18 protein-coding genes are annotated in these 18178 nt (G+C 65.8%); 9 read left to right on the top strand and 9 right to left on the bottom strand.

Going from position 1 to position 18178, the window contains the following annotated elements; all coding sequences use genetic code 11:
• The first annotated feature begins 136 nt into the window (after window positions 1-136).
• Genes E3227_RS06870 through E3227_RS06850 form a run of 5 tightly spaced genes read left to right on the top strand, consistent with a single transcriptional unit; the run spans window position 137 to window position 5648 of the window.
• A complete protein-coding gene (locus E3227_RS06870; protein WP_136652810.1) occupies window positions 137-1123 on the top strand; it encodes an LLM class flavin-dependent oxidoreductase in 987 nt (328 codons plus the stop codon).
• Window positions 1124-1152: 29 nt separating this feature from the next.
• Window positions 1153-2616, top strand: coding sequence for an ABC transporter substrate-binding protein (locus E3227_RS06865; protein WP_144317996.1), 1464 nt, complete (start codon window positions 1153-1155; stop codon window positions 2614-2616).
• The gene (locus E3227_RS06860; protein WP_144317995.1) at window positions 2613-3530 is read left to right on the top strand and encodes an ABC transporter permease; all 918 of its coding nucleotides are present in this window, start codon (window positions 2613-2615) and stop codon (window positions 3528-3530) included. The genes E3227_RS06865 and E3227_RS06860 overlap by 4 nt, the downstream gene beginning before the upstream one ends.
• A complete protein-coding gene (locus E3227_RS06855; protein WP_136652813.1) occupies window positions 3527-4309 on the top strand; it encodes an ABC transporter permease in 783 nt (260 codons plus the stop codon). The genes E3227_RS06860 and E3227_RS06855 overlap by 4 nt, the downstream gene beginning before the upstream one ends.
• Window positions 4296-5648 (top strand): ATP-binding cassette domain-containing protein, encoded by a 1353-nt coding sequence (locus E3227_RS06850; protein WP_144317994.1) that lies wholly within the window; start codon window positions 4296-4298, stop codon window positions 5646-5648. The genes E3227_RS06855 and E3227_RS06850 overlap by 14 nt, the downstream gene beginning before the upstream one ends.
• 145 nt (window positions 5649-5793) lie before the next feature.
• On the opposite strand, the gene E3227_RS06845 is transcribed toward E3227_RS06850, so the two are convergent.
• The 3 genes from E3227_RS06845 to E3227_RS06840 are packed head-to-tail and all read right to left on the bottom strand — an operon-like array spanning window position 5794 to window position 8433.
• On the bottom strand, window positions 5794-7074 hold the full coding sequence (locus E3227_RS06845) for an acid phosphatase (protein WP_246062640.1): 1281 nt from the start codon (window positions 7072-7074) through the stop codon (window positions 5794-5796).
• A gap of 46 nt (window positions 7075-7120) precedes the next feature.
• Window positions 7121-7258: a hypothetical protein gene (locus E3227_RS11550; protein WP_170228598.1), complete on the bottom strand. Its 138-nt coding sequence runs from the start codon at window positions 7256-7258 to the stop codon at window positions 7121-7123.
• A gap of 8 nt (window positions 7259-7266) precedes the next feature.
• Window positions 7267-8433 carry an alpha/beta fold hydrolase gene (locus E3227_RS06840; RefSeq protein ID WP_144317993.1) on the bottom strand — a complete coding sequence of 389 codons (1167 nt, stop codon included), beginning with the start codon at window positions 8431-8433 and terminating at the stop codon, window positions 7267-7269.
• 26 nt (window positions 8434-8459) lie between these two features.
• Here E3227_RS06840 and E3227_RS06835 point away from each other — a divergent pair, with 26 nt between their 5' ends.
• Window positions 8460-9473 carry a CPBP family intramembrane glutamic endopeptidase gene (locus E3227_RS06835; protein WP_144317992.1) on the top strand — a complete coding sequence of 338 codons (1014 nt, stop codon included), beginning with the start codon at window positions 8460-8462 and terminating at the stop codon, window positions 9471-9473.
• On the opposite strand, the gene E3227_RS06830 is transcribed toward E3227_RS06835, so the two are convergent.
• On the bottom strand, window positions 9404-10069 hold the full coding sequence (locus tag E3227_RS06830) for a TetR/AcrR family transcriptional regulator (protein ID WP_006839797.1): 666 nt from the start codon (window positions 10067-10069) through the stop codon (window positions 9404-9406). The genes E3227_RS06835 and E3227_RS06830 overlap by 70 nt on opposite strands.
• A 109-nt stretch (window positions 10070-10178) precedes the next feature.
• On the opposite strand from E3227_RS06830, the gene E3227_RS06825 reads away from it, so the two are divergent.
• Window positions 10179-11075, top strand: a complete 897-nt coding sequence (locus tag E3227_RS06825) for an NAD-dependent epimerase/dehydratase family protein (RefSeq protein ID WP_144317991.1) — start codon at window positions 10179-10181, stop codon at window positions 11073-11075.
• Between the two features lie 6 nt (window positions 11076-11081).
• On the opposite strand, the gene lepA is transcribed toward E3227_RS06825, so the two are convergent.
• Window positions 11082-12938: a translation elongation factor 4 gene (lepA, locus tag E3227_RS06820; protein ID WP_006839795.1), complete on the bottom strand. Its 1857-nt coding sequence runs from the start codon at window positions 12936-12938 to the stop codon at window positions 11082-11084.
• A 159-nt stretch (window positions 12939-13097) separates the two neighbouring features.
• Here lepA and E3227_RS06815 point away from each other — a divergent pair, with 159 nt between their 5' ends.
• Window positions 13098-13580 carry a type II toxin-antitoxin system PemK/MazF family toxin gene (locus tag E3227_RS06815; RefSeq protein WP_246062639.1) on the top strand — a complete coding sequence of 161 codons (483 nt, stop codon included), beginning with the start codon at window positions 13098-13100 and terminating at the stop codon, window positions 13578-13580.
• A 33-nt stretch (window positions 13581-13613) separates the two neighbouring features.
• Here the strand turns inward: E3227_RS06815 and E3227_RS06810 are convergent, their stop codons facing one another.
• From E3227_RS06810 to E3227_RS06795, 4 genes are all read right to left on the bottom strand, one after another.
• Window positions 13614-14672, bottom strand: a complete 1059-nt coding sequence (locus tag E3227_RS06810) for a glycosyltransferase family 4 protein (protein ID WP_144317990.1) — start codon at window positions 14670-14672, stop codon at window positions 13614-13616.
• A gap of 1 nt (window position 14673) precedes the next feature.
• Complete coding sequence (locus E3227_RS06805; protein ID WP_144317989.1) at window positions 14674-15999, bottom strand: sugar transferase; 1326 nt, start codon at window positions 15997-15999, stop codon at window positions 14674-14676.
• A gap of 119 nt (window positions 16000-16118) precedes the next feature.
• Window positions 16119-16361: a phosphopantetheine-binding protein gene (locus E3227_RS06800; RefSeq protein WP_144317988.1), complete on the bottom strand. Its 243-nt coding sequence runs from the start codon at window positions 16359-16361 to the stop codon at window positions 16119-16121.
• Between the two features lie 18 nt (window positions 16362-16379).
• Window positions 16380-16883 carry a holo-ACP synthase gene (locus E3227_RS06795; protein ID WP_144317987.1) on the bottom strand — a complete coding sequence of 168 codons (504 nt, stop codon included), beginning with the start codon at window positions 16881-16883 and terminating at the stop codon, window positions 16380-16382.
• 308 nt (window positions 16884-17191) lie between these two features.
• On the opposite strand from E3227_RS06795, the gene E3227_RS06790 reads away from it, so the two are divergent.
• Window positions 17192-18169 carry a class-II aminoacyl-tRNA synthetase family protein gene (locus E3227_RS06790; RefSeq protein ID WP_144317986.1) on the top strand — a complete coding sequence of 326 codons (978 nt, stop codon included), beginning with the start codon at window positions 17192-17194 and terminating at the stop codon, window positions 18167-18169.
• The last annotated feature ends 9 nt before the right edge of the window (window positions 18170-18178 follow it).

Here is an 18178-nt window from a genome sequence, read left to right as displayed (position 1 = left end):
ACTCTGGTTGAGTGTGACATTGCGGCCGATCAAATGTCACGGTCACGCCATCAACTACCCACCCCACCAGCGGTTTTACACCCCCTCGCCCACTGACCGTGACATCCCATCGAACGCGAAAGCGTAGCATGACACTATGAACATCCCGTTGGCGCTGCTTGACTTTTGCACTATCTACCCCGGCGAATCTGTCCGAGCCTCCATGGCCCGCTCCGTCGAGTTTGCTCAGAAGGCGGAATCACTGGGGTACTCGCGCGTCTGGTACGCCGAGCACCACAACATGACGTCGATCGCGTCATCGTCACCGGCGGTGCTCATTTCCCACATCGGCGCGCAGACTTCCAGCATCCGGCTCGGTTCCGGTGGCGTGATGCTGCCCAACCACGCCCCGTACGTTATCGCGGAGCAGTTCGGTATGCTCGCCGAGCTCTACCCCGATCGCATTGACCTCGGGCTGGGGCGTGCTCCGGGCACTGACCAGCAGACGCTGGGCCGTGCGCTGCGCCGCGACCCGCGAGCCGCGGAGGCATTCCCCGATGACGTGCGCGAGCTTGAGGCGTGGTTGTCGGATCAAAGCCCGCTGCCGGGTGTCGTCGCGATGCCCGGCCAGGGCACGAACGTGCCACTTTATATCCTGGGTTCTTCCATGTTCGGTGCGTCGCTCGCCGCGAGCCTGGGCTTGCCCTACTCATTTGCGTCCCATTTCGCTCCTCAGCATCTTGTCGACGCCACCACCTACTACCGGGAGAACTACCAGCCCTCCGAGCGCCACCCCGAGCCCCACGTCATCGCGGCGGTCAACGTCACCGCAGCTGAGACCAGTGAGGATGCCGCGCGCCAGGAAAAGATCGTGCACCGCAACCGGGTGCGGGCGTTCATGGGCCGGCGCGGGCAAGTGCTTGACGACGCCCAACTCGACGCCATCATCAACTCTTTCCAGGGCCGGCAGATCATTGACATGATGCGCTACACCGCCCGCGGCACCGCGGACGAAGTCGCGGACTACCTGACGTGGTTTACGGAGCACGCGAAGGCCGACGAGCTCATGATTTCGCTGCAAAACGCGAGCCACGGCGAGGTCCTCGCAGGAATGGAGATTCTGGCAAAGCGCTGGATTGGGTAGCGACGTTCCAAACGGTACGCTTCTCACCCATGACCTTCCCCAAGGCTGCTGCGGCGCTGCTCTCGGTAGCCACCGTTGTCGCGCTGTCGGCCTGCGCCTCACCGGCAGGCGGGGCGCGTGACGGCGGTGTGGTCGTCGCCACGCAGGCGCCCCCGGCGGGGCTGGATTTCACCTCGATCGGCGGGGCCGCCGCGCCCCAAGCGCTCATGTCGAATGTTTACGAGACGCTCGTGCGTATCGACGCCTCCGGCACCCCGCAGCCCCTCCTCGCCGAGAGCTGGGAGGAAAGCCCCGACGCCACCGAGTACACCTTCCACCTGCGCGACGACGTGACGTTTTCCAACGGCAAGCCCTTTACCGCCGACGACGCCGCCTTTTCCATCGACTACGTGCGCACCAGGTGGACAAACGCGCTGAAGGCGCAGATGGATCCCGTTGCGCAGGTCGAGGTCGTTGACGAGCGGACGCTGCGGGTGCGTTTGGCACGGGCGTCGAATAGCTGGCTGTGGTCGATGGGGACGCTGACGGGCGCGATGATGACGCCGGACTCGATTCCGCGGCTGGCGACCGACCCGCTGGGCACCGGCCCGTACACGCTCGAGCGTTTCGACGTCGGCGAGGCCGTCTCGTTTCGCGCCCGCGACGATTACTGGGGCGGCGAGGTCGAGCACGACGCCACGATCCGCTACTTCGACGACTCCACCGCGGCGGTCAACGCGCTGCGCGTCGGCGACGCGGACGTGGTGTGGGCGATGCAGGCGCCGCAGCTTCTAGACACCCTGCCGCCGGACATCGCGGTGGAGGTCGGAACCACGAACGCCGAGGTGCTGCTGTCGATGAACAACCGCGAAGCACCCTTCGACGACCCTGCGGTGCGCCAGGCCGTGGCCCACGCCATCGACCGCGACGCGATCAACCAGGTCGTGTACAACTCGATGGGCACCGACACCGGCGGCGCCCCCGTCCCGCCGACGGACCCGTGGTTTACCGGCCGCGACTACTACCCCTTCGACCCGGCCAAAGCCCGCGAGCTACTCGCCGGGCGCACCCCGGAGGTGACCATCACGGTGCCGAACCTCCCGTACGCGCAGACCGCGAGCGAGCTGATCTTCTCGCAGCTTCGCGACACCGGCTTCCACGTCACCCTGGAAACGGTAGAGTTCCCCGCCGTGTGGCTGGGCCAGGTCCTGCGTGGCCACGCCTACCAGGCGTCGCTGGTCGCGCACGTTGAGCCGCGCGACATCCCGATGCTGTTCGGCAACCCCGACTACTACCTCGGTTACGACTCCGCGCAGGCCAGGGAGCTCATCGCCGCCGCCGAGGTCGGAGACCAGGCAGTCAACATGGAGGCCGCCGTGGACGTCATCATGGCCGATGCAGGCGCGTTGACTCTGCTCAACGCGCCGAACATTGTCCTGCTCGCCCCTGGGGTCAGCGGCGTCGACCCGAACGTGGTCACCGACGGCCTGGCGCTGGCGGAGGTCCAGAAATGACGGCCGCGCGCGCCCTCGCCCGCTTCGCCCTGCTCCTCGCCGTGGCGAGCGTGCTCATCTTCCTGCTGCTGCGCGCCGTGCCCGGCGACCCGGCGCGCGTCGCGCTCGGCGTGACCGCCACCGACGAGGCCGTCGCCGAGCTCTCCACCACCCTAGGGCTCGACCGGCCCTTGATAGTGCAGTACTTCGACTGGATCACCGGCCTGCTCACCGGTGATTTCGGGGGGTCGCTGGCGAGCCGCACCGACATCACGCAGGCGGTGGTAGAACGCGCCGGCGCGTCGCTCACGCTCACGGTTTTGGCCATGGTGCTGTCGCTGGCGATAGCGGTTCCGCTTGGGGTGTACTTGGCACTGCGCGGCGACCGCCCGGACGGCGCCGTCCTCGCGGGGCTGACACAGTTGGGTATCGTCGTGCCCAGCTTCCTCGTGGGCATCCTCGCTGTCGCGCTGTTTTCCGTGCGCCTCGGCTGGCTGCCCGCCAACGGGTGGGGCACCCCGGCCCACCTGGTGCTGCCCGTCGTAGCGTTAACGCTGGTGCAAGCGGCGATCCTGACGCGCTACGTGCGCCACGCGGTCGCCGACGAGATGGGCAAAGATTACACGCGCACGGCGCGGGCGCGGGGGGCGTCGACAAGCGGCGCGCTCTATGGCCACGCGCTGCGCAACGCGGCGCTGCCCGTGCTCACCGTCGCGGGCATCCAGCTCTCCAGCCTGATTGTCGGCGCGGTGGTCATCGAGCGGGTTTTCGCTATCCCTGGCCTGGGCACGATGCTTCTCGACGCCGTGGGCAACCGCGACCTCACTACCGTGCAGACCGTGCTCATGCTGCTGGTCGGATTCACGCTGGCGGTCAACCTCGTCGTGGACCTGCTGTACACGGTGATCGATCCGCGGATCCGGAGGCAACCGTGACCTTGACACGCAAAATCGGGCTCGGCATCGCCGCCGGCATCGTCCTCGTCGCCCTCATTGCCTTCTTCTGGACCCCCTACGACCCCCTGCAGGCCGCACCGCAGCACCGCCTCGAGGGCCCGTCGCTCGAGCACTGGATGGGCACAGACCAATTCGGCCGCGACATGCTGTCGCGCGTCATGGCGGGCGCGCGCCTCACACTCGTGGTCTCGCTCGGGGCGGTGGCACTATCCGCGCTGGTCGGGGTGCCGCTGGGCGTGTGGGCCGGGATGCGCCGCGGCGCGGTCGAGTCCGTGGTGATGCGCGCGAGCGACCTGCTGTTGGCGTTCCCGGCGCTGCTGCTGGCCATCGTGTTTACCGCCGTGTTCGGCGCCTCGGTATGGATCGTCGTCGCGGCGATCGGTATCGCCGGTATTCCCGGGTTTGCGCGGGTGGCGCGCGTGGGCACCCTGCAGGTGATGAGCCAGGAGTACATCCTCGCCGCGCGTGTGTCCAAGGTGGCGCCGCTTGCCATCGCACGCACCCACGTGCTGCCCAACATCCTGCCTATGACGGTGGTGCAGGTCTCGGTGGCGCTCGCCCTGGCGATCCTCGCCGAAGCCGGCCTGTCGTTTTTGGGCCTGGGCACGCCCGCACCTTATGCCTCGTGGGGCCGGATGCTGCAGTCCTCGCAGCCGTACTTGGCCACCGACCCGCACCTCGCGCTGTTTCCGGGCCTCGCCATCGCGATCACCGTGCTCGCGTTCAACCTGATCGGGGGCGGGCGTGATCCGCGTTAACAACCTAAGCATCGACGGCATCCTCGACGGCATCACGTTGAGCGTCGACCGCGGCGAGCGCGTCGGCATCATCGGCGAGTCGGGCTCGGGCAAGTCCATGACCGCGCTGGCGATCATGGGGCTCATCGACAATCTAACGCTGCGCGGCTCGGTCACCGTCGACGGAACCGAGATGGTCGGCGCGCCCGACCGGGTGCGGCGCCGGGTCCGCGGGAAGCGCGTCGGCATGGTCTTTCAGGAGCCGATGACTGCGCTGAACCCGCTGATGACGGTGGGCCGGCAGGTCTCACGCGACCGCGCCCGCGCCGCCGCGTTGCTCGCCGAGGTCGGCATCGAGCGGCCCGGCGCCTACCCGCACGAGCTGTCCGGCGGCCAACGCCAGCGCGTGCTCATCGCCGCCGCACTCGCGCGCGACCCGGAGGTTCTGATTTGCGACGAGCCCACCACCGCGCTCGACGTGACCGTGCAGAAGCAGATCCTCGAGCTCATTGACGCGCTCGTCACCGCGCGCGGCATGGGGTTGATCTTCATCTCCCACGACCTGGCCGTCGTGCGCCGCATGACGGACCGGGTGCTCGTGTTCAAGGACGGCAGCATTGTCGCCCCCGATTCGCCCTACGCCCGCTCGCTTGTCGACGCCTCCCGCCCCGGAACCCCAGCACAACATCGTCCGCTCGGCGCCCCGGTGGTCACGCTCACCAAAGTGAGCCTGACCCGCGGTTCCACCCGCGCTCTCGACGACGTCACGCTCATCGTGCGCCGCGGCGAGCGCATCGGCATCGTCGGCGGTTCCGGCTCCGGCAAAACGTCGCTGCTGCGCGTCATCGCCGGCCTGTCGCACCCTGAGGCGGGCGAGGTCGCTGTCGACGGCAGTGTACAGATGGTGTTCCAGGACCCGTACTCCTCGCTGGATCCGCGGATGCGGGTGGGGGCGTCGATACGCGAAACGGGCGTCGACAAGGCACGCGCCGCCGAGGTCCTCGACCAGGTTGGGCTCGGCGGGATGGGCGGCAGGTGGCCTCGCGAATTTTCCGGCGGTCAGCGCCAGCGCATCTCGATCGCGCGCGCCGCCGCGCCCCGGCCCGACATCCTGCTTGCCGACGAGCCCGTCTCCGCCCTCGACGTCACCGTGCGCCGCCGCGTGCTCGAGCTTATCGACGACGTCGTAGGCGACGGCACCCTCATCTTCATCTCCCACGACCTCGCAGTCGTGCGCGAGCTCTGCCCCACCGTCGCAGTGATTCACAACGGGCGCATCGTCGAGCACGGCGCCACCGAGCGCGTGTGGGCCGACCCGCAGCACCCGTACACGAAGACGCTGCTGGATTCGGTGATGTAATCGCTTAAGGACGCGGTGCCGGGATGTCACGGTGAAGCATTTTTGGACTGCCGCGACCTGAGAAAACGTGGCGTGAACGCCCTCGACCGTGACGTTTCGACGCCGTAGGTTTACCCGGAGGCCCTGATTCGGGTGGCGCTGTGGCCTACTGCACGTTCAGCGACCCATCCGGGTTGACGCTGACCTGCGCGGCCAGCGCCGCAACTAGGTCGATGCGCTGCCAGGACCCGCCCGGGCCCTGCCAATCCAAAGGCGCCCCGGCGGGTGCCGCGGTGCGACGCAGCACCTCCTCGCGCTGCTGCCACGAAAGCTCCGGGAAACGAGAGGCGAGCAGCACCGGAGCGGCCTGCGGCACCTCCATCGGCGCGTCCGTGTGGTAAACGCGCGGCAAGCCGTAGTCCATCCACTGCCCCATCGTGGCCACCGCATCCGGGGTGCTCACGTACGCTGCGTCGCTGGCGACGAGCTCCGGAATCGTCTTACCCGTGCGCCACTCAATCTCCGCGCGCAGCTCGGCGGCCGCCTGGTTGAGCGCGTCGCGCATCTTCGGGTCGTTGAGCCTGTCGGCGGCCGCCGCGTAACCCGACATACGCCCACCGATTACGTCCAGCGGGTAGTGCACGCCGAGCACAACGCGCGAGTTTCCGGCCTCGGCACCCCGGTAGGCCAGCTGCGGGCCAAGCTCCGGGACCATGTAGGCCAACAGAGTGGTTACCCACACCGCCTGGTTGGTGTGGCCCGAGGGAAACGCTGGGGAGGACAAGTAGAGGTCTTCCGCACCCGCGGTGTCGTAGCGCTTGATGCGATCCGGCGCGGCGATGTGCGGGCGAGGGTAGTCGTAGATTTCCTTCTCGATGAGCGTCGAGCTGGCCAGCCCGCCGGCGCGGGCGAGGTAGCCGTTGTCGAGCAGGTAGGCCGTCTTCGGCAGGCGGCCCTCGGCGAGCGCGTCGCGAAACGCGGTACCGAACTCCTCGCCCATCGCCGGCGACAGGGCCGTGAGCAGCCCGTCGGCGGATGCCACTGCATCGATCTGCGCCTGGGTGACCTGTTCCGGGGTGGCGTTGTTGTTGATCCGCACTACCGTGTCCAGGTTCGCGGCCATCGTCTCCGGCTGCGTGTCGCGCACCTGTGGGAACAGGCGGTTGACCTCGGCGTAGATGCCGTAGTCGTAGGAGGAGATGTCCGAGATGTAGCCCGCGAGGTAGTCCGGCGGGAAGGGCACCGGCACCGGGGCGCCGTCCTGCTCGGCGGGAATCGCGCCGGTTGAAGATCCGGTGATGTCGCTACGCAGCTGCGGCAGCGTCACCGGGGCGCCCGGAGGAAGCTGCAGGTTGACGTGATCGAGCGGCGCGGCGTTGGCTACCGGGGCTGCCGAAACGGCCAGCGCAAACGCCACTGCCAGTGGGGTTGTCCGATGTAGTTTCACACCTCGCAGGGTAGACCCCACCAGCCGCATCCGCAGCGTGTGCAGGCTAGCGCGTCACATACAGCATGAGCGCCGGGTTGAGCACATGCTCCTCCACGTACTCGAACGCGCTGGTCAGCTGGTCAAACTCGGCCAGCTCAGTGTGGCTGAGGTCTACCTGTTCGCGGAGAAAAGGTGTCTGCATGCCGCTCATCATAGCCCCACTGCGGACATCAGCACGCCAATGACGTCGCGGCCGTGCCGGCGCAGCCCGTCGTGCTGCCACGCCGCGGTTTCGTACACCGTCGCGCCGAGCGCATCGGCGGTCTCGAGGGAAAGCTCGCGGGGCACGAAAATGTCGTCCGTATAGACCACCGCAGCAGCGCTTGTCGACGCCCCTAGCCCCGCGTACAAGTTCCGCCAGTCGTCATTACGGGCCAGCTCCTCAGCGACCTCTTTAAACGGGCGCAGCGCCGGGTCTTCATCGAATTGGAAGGGGAAGATGTGCTCGCCGGTGAGGTAGAACTCGGCGTCATCGGGGGTTGCCTGCGGGGCGAAACCGTCGAGCGTCTCCGAAACGCGTTGCGCCGCCCACGCCGTCGCCCCCGGCACCGTGCCGCCGTAGACGGATTCGTGCACCGCGGCGTACAGCGGGGCGCGCTCGAAGCTGACCATGTCGCCCACGTCGGCGAGGAAATCCGTGCGCAGCCTGCCGTTGGGGTGGAACGGCTCCTCCAACAGGTTGGCAAGAGTCTCAAAGCCGCCCTCGCGCCCCAGCGTCACACCGACTGTGCGAAACCGCCGGGAACTGAGCCGCTCACCGGTGGGCAGGAGCTCCTCGGAGTTGTCCAGGTGGCGGCACACCTCGCGGACCATCGACTCCGCCCACGGGACCTCGCTGTAAAACTCCAGGTGGCGGGCCCGCAGCTTAGCGAAGGTGGCGCGGTAGACCTCGTCCACGCCGCGGGTGACGGTGGGCAAACCGCCCGTGAAAAACGCGTGGCGCACGCTTTCCGGGTGCGCTGCCAGGTAGTGCGCGAGGCAGAACCCGCCGAAGGATTGGCCGAGCACGTCCCAGCGCTTCACACCGAGCTCTTCGCGGACCGCCTCGGCGTCGGCGACGATCTCGTCGGCACGAAGCTGGGTCAGCGTGGGGGCGTCGATAAGCTGCGGCGTGGCGCGGTCAATGCGGGTGGAGCGGCCGGTGCCGCGCTGGTCGAGCAGCACCACCCGGTAGTGCTTCAAGGCCGTGTCAATCCACTCGAAGCGCTCGCGCGGGCTCGGGAAACCGGGTCCACCCTGCAGATATAGGAGTGCGGGCTTGGGGGCGTCGCCAAGCACGCGTGCGAATATAGTGAACCCGTCTCGCTCAATCTTCATGGGCTCGATGCTACAGGGTGGCGGGCGTGACCCCCTCGACCACGCTCGCCTACCACAGAGCGTCCCTCGAACCCGCGCTGCGCCGCAGGCCGTACCGGCGATGGAAGCCCGCCCTGGAGTTCGTGATCTCCTTAGTCCTCTTCTTCCTCATCCAGGCATTGTTTACTGCGGTGTTTCTGCTCACCAGCTGGGGAAGCGGCGCCGACATGGACTGGCTTTATAGCCGCATCATCGAAACTGAACTCGGTGCCAACCCGGTCAACATAGCCTTCTTCTACGGCGCGATCGGCATCTCGGGAGTCGGGGCCTTATTCGCAGCGTGGCTCGCAGGGCGGCGCCCGCGTGCGCTGTTGTCAGTCACCGGACGCATCCGCTGGCCGATCGTGAGACTGTCACTGCTGTTGATTGCCGTCCCACCGGCAATCACCTTCGTCATCGACGCGATCGTGCACCGCGGAATTCCCGCCCCGCTCGACGGTGCTTTCTGGGCCAGCATCGCACTCTGCCTGCTGCTCGTGCCGCTGCAGTCCACCGCTGAGGAACTGGTCTTCCGCGGCTCACTGCCCCAGGCGCTGGGCGCGTGGATCCGCTCGCCGTGGGTGGTCTACGCGCTCTCACTGCCGCCGTTCGTCTTCGGCCACACCTACGGCGCGAGTGGGCTGATTAGCGTCGCGGTATTCGCGGCGTTCGCCTCGCTACTTGTGCACCGCACCGGCGGGCTCGAGGCGGCGATCGTGCTGCACACGGTGAACAACATGTCGCTGGCCTACGCCGACGTCGCGGGGATCACCGAGCTCATCGACACCAACAATCGCCCACTCGTCAGCGGTGCCGCCTACCTGCTGCAGTACGCCGGCGCGCTCGTGGTACTCGCAATGCTGACCAGGTACGCCCCACGCACATCCGAACCACCACCCGGCTGGTTCCCCGGGTCCGGGTGGTACGCGGGCTGGCCGGCCGTCGTGGCGTCTCAGGCGCCAAGTCGCCCCAGACCGTTGGCGAGCCTCTCCACCGCGCGCCGAAATAGCACAGCGGGCTGACGAAACGCACCCTCGCCGAAATGCCCGAACACTTCGCTGGAAATCAAACCGATGATTCGTGACCACGCCTCCACGGCCAGCTCAACGGCACCCGCGCTGAGCTGCGGCGCCCATTCGCGCCTCAGCGCCTCAATATCTTCGCGCGTTGCCTCGTCGAGCGCCGTGCTGGGCGTATCGACGCTCGGATGCGCGTTATCCAAAGCCTCAAGCAGCATCCGCATCACGCGGGTTCCTTGACTGAGTGTGTCGCTGGGCGCCGCGTAACCAACAACTGGGGTGCCGTAAATAAGTCCCCACCTCCTCGGATGCGCGATCGCCCAGGCCCGCATCGCCTCCGCGATTCCCACGACCGAGGCAGGTTGCCCGTTGCGTTCCACTGAATCGGCGAGCTGCCGATAAGCGTCGGTGACCAGCAGCGTGAGAAATGCATCTCGGTCTGCAACATATCGGTATATCGCCGAGGACACCACACCCAGCTCACGGGCAACGGCGCGCAGGTTGAGCGCATGGGGTCCTCCGGCGTCTAGCTGTGCAAACCCGATCTCGCTGATGCGTCGCATCATCTCGTCGCGGGCGATCTGGCGGGGTGTCGGCATGAACCCATGCTACCAACTCGAGAGCACTGCTCTTGCGAGTAATCCCGACACGTGTTAGCGTAGCTGGAAAATAGAGAGCAGTGCTCACATTTTCACGCAAGGAGTCGTCATGTCCGATACAACGCTCGTCATTGGAGCCGGCCCAGTTGGAACGGCCGTCACCGATGAGCTGATCAAGCGCGGCCGCGAAGTGTTCGTCCTCACCCGGTCGGGCACTGCGGTCCGCGGAGCCCGGAGCCTAGCGGGCAGCGCCGCCGATCCGCGCGACCTGCAGGCCGCCTTTGACACAAGCGGCGCGAACCGGGTGATTGACTGCATGCACGCGCCTTACGACGCGGCAGTGTGGCGCAGCACCCTCATCCCAGCTGAGAAGACGGTTCTCGGCCTCGCGGCTGAACGCGAGATCCACGTGACCTTCCCCGAGTCCGTCTACGCTTTCGGTGAACGCGCGAACACGGTGACCGCCACTAGCGAAGTCGTAGCCACCACCGGCAAGCCGGGGATCAGGGCCCAACTCCTCATTGCCCGCACGCACGCAAACACCCCCGTGTGCTCCGTGGTGGCCTCCGACCTCTACGGACCAGGGTGCGGCCGAACGGCAGTGGCTCATGCTCTCATCGTGGAACCACTGCAACGCGCAACCCGCACGATGGCGCTCATCGACTCCTCGGCGCTTCACCCTTTCACGTACCTGCCCGATTACGCGCGGGCGCTCGTCGGTGCCTCACAGAACCAACTCACCGGGATCACAATCACGCCCACTGCGGACTCAGTCTGCCAGAGAGAGTTCGCCGAACGCGCAGCCTACGCAGGAAAACTCCGCGCGCACACACCGCTGGAACTAAAGAAGTGGACGCTTCAGTTCGCCGGGCTGTTCAACCGGGACATTCACGGTCTCGTCGAAATGACCTGGCTGTGGGACAGCCCCCGTTTCGTGCAGGGCACCTACGACTGGGCCCCGACCGATCTCGACGAGGGTCTCCACCGGACCTTCGAGGCCGCTTAACCGCGCCTACTCCTCGTCCGTCGACAGCGCCGCCACGAACGCCTCCTGCGGCACGGTGACCGAGCCGATGGACTTCATGCGCTTCTTGCCCGCCTTCTGCTTCTCCAACAGCTTGCGCTTGCGCGAAATGTCGCCGCCGTAGCACTTCGACAACACGTCCTTGCGCAGCGCGCGGATGTTCTCGCGGGCGATGATCTTCGCCCCGATGGCCGCCTGGATCGGCACCTCGAACTGCTGGCGCGGGATGAGCTCTTTGAGCTTCTTAGTCATCTTGTTGCCGTACCACTGGGCGGAGTCGCGGTGCACGATGGCGGAGAACGCGTCCACCGGTTCACCCTGCAGCAGAATGTCCACCTTCACCAGGTCGGCTTCCTGCTCGCCGGCCTCCTCGTAGTTCAGGGAGGCGTAACCCTTCGTGCGGGACTTGAGCATGTCGAAGAAGTCGAAGATGATCTCACCGAGCGGCATGATGTAGCGCAACTCCACGCGCTCCTCCGAGAGGTACTCCATGTTCTTCATCGTGCCGCGCTTCGACTGGCACAGCTCCATGGTCGTGCCCACGAACTCCTGCGGCACGATGATGGTCATGTTCACCACCGGCTCGTAGACCTCCTGCATCTTGCCGCCGGGCCAGTCCGAGGGGTTGTGCACGTACTGCTCAGTGCCGTCCTCGGCGACGACCCGGTACGTCACGGACGGGGCGGTGGAAATCAGATCGAGGTCGAACTCTCGCTCGAGGCGATCTCGCGTGATCTCCAAGTGGAGAAGGCCGAGGAAGCCACACCGGAAACCGAACCCGAGGGCGACAGAGGTTTCCGGCTCCCACGTCAGGGAGGCGTCGTTAAGCTGGAGCTTTTCCAGCGACTCGCGCAGGGCGGGGAAATCTTCCTGGGATACCGGAAACAGGCCCGAGTACACCATGGGCTTGACCTCGGCAAAACCGGCAAGCGGAGTTTCCGCACCCTTGCTCGCCCAGGTCACCGTGTCACCCACGCGGGTTTCACGCACGTCTTTCACACCTGTGATGAGGTAGCCCACCTCACCGGGGCCCAAGCCCTTGGTCTTCTTCATCGTCGGTGAGACGACGCCGATCTCCAGGATTTCGTGCGTGACGCCGGTGTTCATCATCTGCACCTGCTGGTTCGGCATCAGCTTGCCGTCCATCATGCGCACGTAGGTGACCACGCCGCGGTAGGTGTCGTACACGGAGTCGAAGATCAGCGCCCGAGCCGGGGCGTCCGCACCGCCTTCCGACGACGGCGGTGGCACGAGGTCTACTAGCCGATCCAGCAACTCCGGCACCCCGACGCCCGTCTTGCCCGAGACGCGCAGCACGTCTTCCGGCTCGCAGCCGATGATGTGGGCGAGCTCAAGCGCGTACTTGTCCGGATCGGCCGCGGGCAGGTCGATCTTGTTGAGCACCGGGATGATCTCGAGGTCCTTGTCCATCGCCATGTACAGGTTGGCCAAGGTCTGGGCCTCGATGCCCTGGGCGGCGTCGACAAGCAAAATCGCGCCCTCGCACGCCTCCAGCGCACGCGAGACCTCGTAGGAGAAGTCGACGTGGCCGGGCGTGTCAATCATCTGCAGGATCGTCTCCTGACCCACGAACTCGCCCGACAGCGGCGTCCACGGCAAGCGCACGTTCTGCGCCTTGATGGTGATGCCGCGCTCGCGCTCAATGTCCATATTGTCGAGATACTGGTCGCGCATGTCACGCGCATCGACGACCTTGGAGAGCTGGAGAATGCGATCGGCCAGGGTCGATTTACCGTGGTCGATGTGGGCGATGATGCAGAAGTTCCGGATCCTGGACGGGTCCGTAAACGTCGTCTCCGCAAAATTGGTTTTCGAGGCAGCCATGATTGGCCCCACTTTACCGTCTCACGTGGGCAAACCCAACACGCGACAAACTTGTTGTGAAGGCCACCAACACCCCTTAAAGTAGGTGCGAGAACCGCATCGACCAGCCAAAGGGGGTGAAGGGGCATCTTCGTCCGCAGGATCAAGCGCCGCAAAGCCGTGGGCCCGGGCCCACTAGAAGAAGGCCTCGCTCTGCTCAACGAACGCCTCGGCTCCTCACCCCGAGCCCCGCGCGAACGCAAGAAGGCCTCCGCAGCCAGGCTCATCGTCAAACCCACCTCGCGGATGGCGCGCAGCATCTACTACGCGCCCGACATGGACGGCCAAGCAGAACCGGGCGAGGTCGTCTGGGTCACCGTGCCGTCGACCCCGCCGCGTGAACGCTCACTGCTCATCGTCGGCCGCGAACACCACGATGTCCTCGGGCTGCTCATTTCTCCCGACAAGGAGCACGCCGCCCACCCCGACTGGCTCGACATCGGCTCCGGGGATTGGGATGCCTCCGGCGAGCCGTGCTGGGTGCGCATGGACAAAACCCTGCTGGTCTCCGAGACTGACGTCCATCGCCGCGGCGCCTCCGTTCCGCCGCGGCGCTTCGAGCGCGTTGCCAACCGGCTGCGGGACCACTTCGACTGGGTCTGAGCACCGGCGGTTTGATGCCGCGGGGTGCCCGGCTCAGAGAGAGAGCAGCCGCCCGTAGACCGCGATCGTCCTCTCCGCCACGCTCCCCCAGGTCAGCTCCGCACACCTGTAGGAGGCCGCGTCGCGCAAGCTCTGCCGGAAGGAACGGTCAAGGACGGACTCTTTGAGGGCGGTGACCCAGGCGTCCTCGCTCAGGTTTTCGACCAGTCGAGCGCCGTCGCCCACTGCCTCCCGGATCCCGCCGACGTCACTCGCCACCACGACCGCGCCGCACGCCATCGCCTCCACTGGGGGCAGGCCGAACCCCTCATAGACCGAGGCGTAGCACACTACGCTCGCCGCGCGGTAGAGTGCCGGGATGTCTTCGCGGTCGACGTACCCCAGGCCGCGGGCCGGAAACGGCAGCGGGCCGTCTGTCCCGGCGCCCGCCACGACCATGGGAATGCCCAGCTTGGCGGCGGCCACCGCTGGCACGTCCGGCCGCTTGCGTGGCTCCAGGGTGCCGAGCTGGAACACGAACCGCTCCGGCAGGCCGTACTTTCTCCTCACCTCGCCGACCTCGTTGTCCCCGGGAATCCGGGCCCAGGACGCGGGGGCAAGCGGGATCACGTGGGCTGTGCGCTTCAGCAGAGCTTCAATCCGCTGCGCGGTGAAAGCGGAAACTGCTATAAGCTCGTCGGCTTTCTGAAGAGAACGGCGAAGTAGAACCTGCTCGCCCCGCGCACGCACCCGACTCATCGCCCAAGGCGTGTCAAAGACCGACATATCGTGAACGGTGGCGACGAGCGCTCCCCCTTGCCCCAGGGGGAGGTCCACGTCGAGGGAATGGAACAGATCAGCGCCTCGCACCGGCTGGAGACCGTGTAACGCCCTCTTCACCCCGCCGCCGACCGGCCGCGGAATCGGAGCCACAGCATCCGGGAGCTCGCCGACGGTGTCGCGCTGGACGGTCGCGGACAGCTTCACCTTTCCTTCAAGCCGCATAGCAGCGGCGTTGAGGAGCTCCCTTTCGTAGGTCTGCACCCCGCTTCCACCGGGTCTCAAGGCCATCGCGCCGAGCACGACGCTGAGAGTGGATTCTGGCGAGTTCATTCTACGAACCACTCCCTCTGAATACAGCCCCCAAGGTCAGGACGATGATCTTGAAGTCGAGCCAGAGGGACCAGTTCTCGATGTAGAAATTGTCGAACTTCACCCGTTCACGGATACTGGTGTCGCCGCGGAGGCCGTTCGCCGCCGCCCAGCCAGTCAGACCAACGGGCACCCGGTGTCGGGCGCGATAACCCTCGTGCTCCTCGTTGAACTTCTCGACGAACGTCGGGCGCTCCGGGCGCGGCCCGACGAGAGCCATGTCCCCGCGCAGAACATTGTAGATCTGCGGGAACTCGTCTATGGAGTAGCGTCGCATAAACGCCCCGAGCCGCGTGATCCGCGGATCGCCTGCGATGTTCCACGTGGTGTCGCTTTCGTGAACGTTCTTCGGCGTCATTGAGCGGAACTTGAGCAGCTCAAACGGTTTCTCATCGACTCCAATCCTGGTCTGGCGGAACAAAACCGGCGCTCCACGATCCTCGAGTTTGATCAGGACCGCGAACACGAGAAGAACGGGAGACAGGAGGATGAGGGCAGTGGCGCTCAGCACCATATCGATCGGGCGCTTCAGACCCCAGGCGAAGGAGCGGTACGGGGCACGCCTCACCCGCGCCAAAGGGTAGGAGCGGACCCTGTCCATCGCGCCTTCCAGGCTGATGTAGTCCGACAGGGTGGGCAGAATGAAGATCTCGGTGTCGAGGCGAACGCAGTCGCGGAGCATCTCAAGGACCTGCCGGTCCTCGAATTGGGAGTCGGCGACGATAAGGACGCTCGCCCGCACGCGGACGAGAAAATCGGCCAAGCCGTCGGGTTCGACCACTTTGACTGGCACCGAGGAGCTCCGGGTGTATGCCACCCTCCGGGTCATGTCCACGACGACCACCGGCTGCAAACCAAGCTCCGGCTGCTCGAGCAAAATGTCGCACAGGTCGGCTCCACTCTGCCCGCCGCCGAGAATTGCCGTGCGTCGCCGGGTGGCCCTCCACCTACGCCGTGTCGCGCGAATCAGGACATTCGTCACTGCCCTACCCAGGAAGAGAGCAACCGTCACCAGAAACCAGAAGCGGACTATTCCCGTCTCGGTCCATTCCTGGTCCGTCAGCACGACTGCCACGAACGCCGAGATACCGCCCGCAACCAGCAGTCGTGGCGCCTCGTCCAGGGCCGACAGGGTCAGCCTGTGGCGGTACAGGTTCGGGATGAACTGGAGCGCCAGGACCATGGCTGCAGCCAGCAGCAGGGGGTGCCTACCGAACGACGCGAAACTGGCGAAAACCAGAATCAGCGTGTCACACGCTCGGTGAGCGGGATCGAGATCGAACGCCACGGTCCTGCTTCTGTTGACTGCGGTAGCAGCTGTTGTCTCTCTCACCCCCCCGGGCAAGCTCCCACGGTCCACGATCTGTTTGAATGCCAAGGATTCAGCTCCGTCGATCGCAACCGGTCCTACCGGACCTGTGTCTCCACGGCCCGGTGGACGGAAGAGATCGATGCGAACGTCTCCCGATTCAGCTGGTCGTCGGGAAATTCGATATCCAGAGCCTCCTCGATGCCGATCATCCACTGCACGATCTGGTGGGATGTCAAACCCATCTCCAGGAGGTTTTCGTCGACCGTCGTGACGCGGTCGCCCATCTTCCCGTGGGTAGCTTCTTTCAGTGCTTCCCTAATTTCGAAGAGAATGTCCATGTTCGCCTTCCTCTATTCCTAAACTTGCCTAAACTGACTGCTTTGCGTTTCCTGCGTCTGCCCCCCACGCCCCGCCAGGCCCGTAGCTACGGCGACCGCGAATGCGGTGTCCGCCTCGTGCGAGATCGAAACATCCCAGGCTTGCACGCCGAGAGCCCGTGCGACCTCGCTTGCCCGCCGATGCAGGACAACGCTGGGCCGTCCGGACGGGTTGTTCACAATCTCGATGTCGCCCAGCGGAACGGAGGTGGCCCGCACATCCAGAATCTTCGCGACCGCCTCCATGGCGGCGAATTTTCCGGCCAAGTGCTGAGGGCTCAATTCGTACCGGGACAAGGGCCCGGAAAGGCCGAACACCCGTGTCAGGTACCGGTCGCCGAAGCGGTCCATAGCCCACTGCACGTCTGAGATCGCGGCGACGTCGCACCCCACACGCACATAGGGCGCGGGGACTGGGCCAGCGGACTCGGCGCGCGGCCCGCGCAGCGCGGCAGGCAGGAAGCGCTCGAAGATTTTGTGCATTTATCAGACTTCCCCCTTTTCGCGGCTCCGGGGAGGGTGCGGGGCAGCCTCCCCGGGAGCGCACATCAGCGACTTCGACAGGCCGTTTCCCAACCCGGGCGGCAGCTCGCGCCGAGCAAAGCCGGGCTCGGTGAGCAATCCTAAGTAAGTAGTAAATAAACTTCAAGTAATTACCAACTTATTTCTTCTACGCTTTTCACACTATCCAGGTGGGTGTACAGTTTAGAACTTGATCTGCCCCCGTGCAGACACGTGAAAAAATCTCACAATACCGATGTAACAGCGAGTTTCCCGGCAAAGGAGCTGTGATGCCCAACGCACCAGACACCGACATGCACACCGTGGACACCGAGCAGCGTTCCGGGGCATATAAGGACTTCCTCAATAAACTTACAGCTGGCGGTATCCTGACCCCTGCCGGGGCCCCCGGCCTCTACGACCGGCACGAACCGTATCGTGCGGTAATCGAGCGGGTGTCGGCCCTCATCGAGAGGACGAGCCGTCGCGAGTCCCGTCTCGTCGCGAACGGCACCTGGGAGGTCCACAGGTTCGGCCCGATCCTGCCCTCCTCAACTTACGAGAAGACGGACTACGTGGAGTCCTTCCCCCACCTCACGGGGATCATCTCGGTGTTCACCGGCGGGAACAAGGAGCACAACCGCATCATCCAAGCGCGGTCCCGCAACGCGGAATGGAGGCACCACCTCGAACCAGGGGACTCGATGATGGTCTCGGCCGCGTGCCACCCTCTCTACGCCCAACTGCCCTCCACACTTCCCGCCGAAGGCGTGACCGCTGACGTGGAGGGCTGGTGCTTCCGCCACGAGCCCTCCACCGACCCATTCCGTCTCCAGTCCTTTCGGATGCGCGAGCTCGTCTACGCCGGGGACTCGGAGGGAGCACAGGGCTTCCGCGAGGGCTGGATACCCGTCGTCCGCGACATGCTGAAGTCACTGGGCCTGCCCGTCGACGCCGGCCCCGCCAACGACCCCTTCTTCGGGCGGGTGGGGAACCTGCTGGCTGGCGGCCAGCTCGAGAAGGACCTCAAGACCGAGTTCGTGGTTCCCGTCTACGGGCCGGAGCTCGAACCCGTCGCCATCGCCTCGTGCAACAACGCCGAAGATCACTTCGGGTCTCGCTTCAGCCTCACCACCAGCTCCGGCGAGGTTGCGAGCACCGCCTGCACCGCCTTCGGCCTCGATCGCATCACCCTCGCCCTTTTTGCAACCCACGGCACCGATCTCGGGGCCTGGCCGGCCGCCGCGAAGAGCGCGCTTGGGCTGTAACGCAGGTTG

Origin of the sequence: Corynebacterium sanguinis, from assembly GCF_007641235.1 — a bacterium.
GTDB lineage: Bacteria > Actinomycetota > Actinomycetes > Mycobacteriales > Mycobacteriaceae > Corynebacterium > Corynebacterium sanguinis.
The sequence above is the reverse complement of the archived record's forward strand: the minus strand, read 5'-3'. Positions and strand labels throughout refer to the sequence as shown.

What these genes read in the sequence shown, in the direction of transcription:
- E3227_RS06870 (WP_136652810.1), top strand. Translation starts at nt 137, where the DNA reads ATGAACATCCCGTTGGCGCTGCTTGACTTTTGCACTATCTACCCCGGC.
- E3227_RS06865 (WP_144317996.1), top strand. Translation starts at nt 1,153, where the DNA reads ATGACCTTCCCCAAGGCTGCTGCGGCGCTGCTCTCGGTAGCCACCGTT.
- E3227_RS06860 (WP_144317995.1), top strand. Translation starts at nt 2,613, where the DNA reads ATGACGGCCGCGCGCGCCCTCGCCCGCTTCGCCCTGCTCCTCGCCGTG.
- E3227_RS11550 (WP_170228598.1), bottom strand. Translation starts at nt 7,258, where the DNA reads ATGCAGACACCTTTTCTCCGCGAACAGGTAGACCTCAGCCACACTGAG.
- E3227_RS06840 (WP_144317993.1), bottom strand. Translation starts at nt 8,433, where the DNA reads ATGAAGATTGAGCGAGACGGGTTCACTATATTCGCACGCGTGCTTGGC.
- E3227_RS06830 (WP_006839797.1), bottom strand. Translation starts at nt 10,069, where the DNA reads ATGCCGACACCCCGCCAGATCGCCCGCGACGAGATGATGCGACGCATC.
- E3227_RS06825 (WP_144317991.1), top strand. Translation starts at nt 10,179, where the DNA reads ATGTCCGATACAACGCTCGTCATTGGAGCCGGCCCAGTTGGAACGGCC.
- lepA (WP_006839795.1), bottom strand. Translation starts at nt 12,938, where the DNA reads ATGGCTGCCTCGAAAACCAATTTTGCGGAGACGACGTTTACGGACCCG.
- E3227_RS06810 (WP_144317990.1), bottom strand. Translation starts at nt 14,672, where the DNA reads ATGAACTCGCCAGAATCCACTCTCAGCGTCGTGCTCGGCGCGATGGCC.
- E3227_RS06800 (WP_144317988.1), bottom strand. Translation starts at nt 16,361, where the DNA reads ATGGACATTCTCTTCGAAATTAGGGAAGCACTGAAAGAAGCTACCCAC.
- E3227_RS06795 (WP_144317987.1), bottom strand. Translation starts at nt 16,883, where the DNA reads ATGCACAAAATCTTCGAGCGCTTCCTGCCTGCCGCGCTGCGCGGGCCG.
- E3227_RS06790 (WP_144317986.1), top strand. Translation starts at nt 17,192, where the DNA reads ATGCCCAACGCACCAGACACCGACATGCACACCGTGGACACCGAGCAG.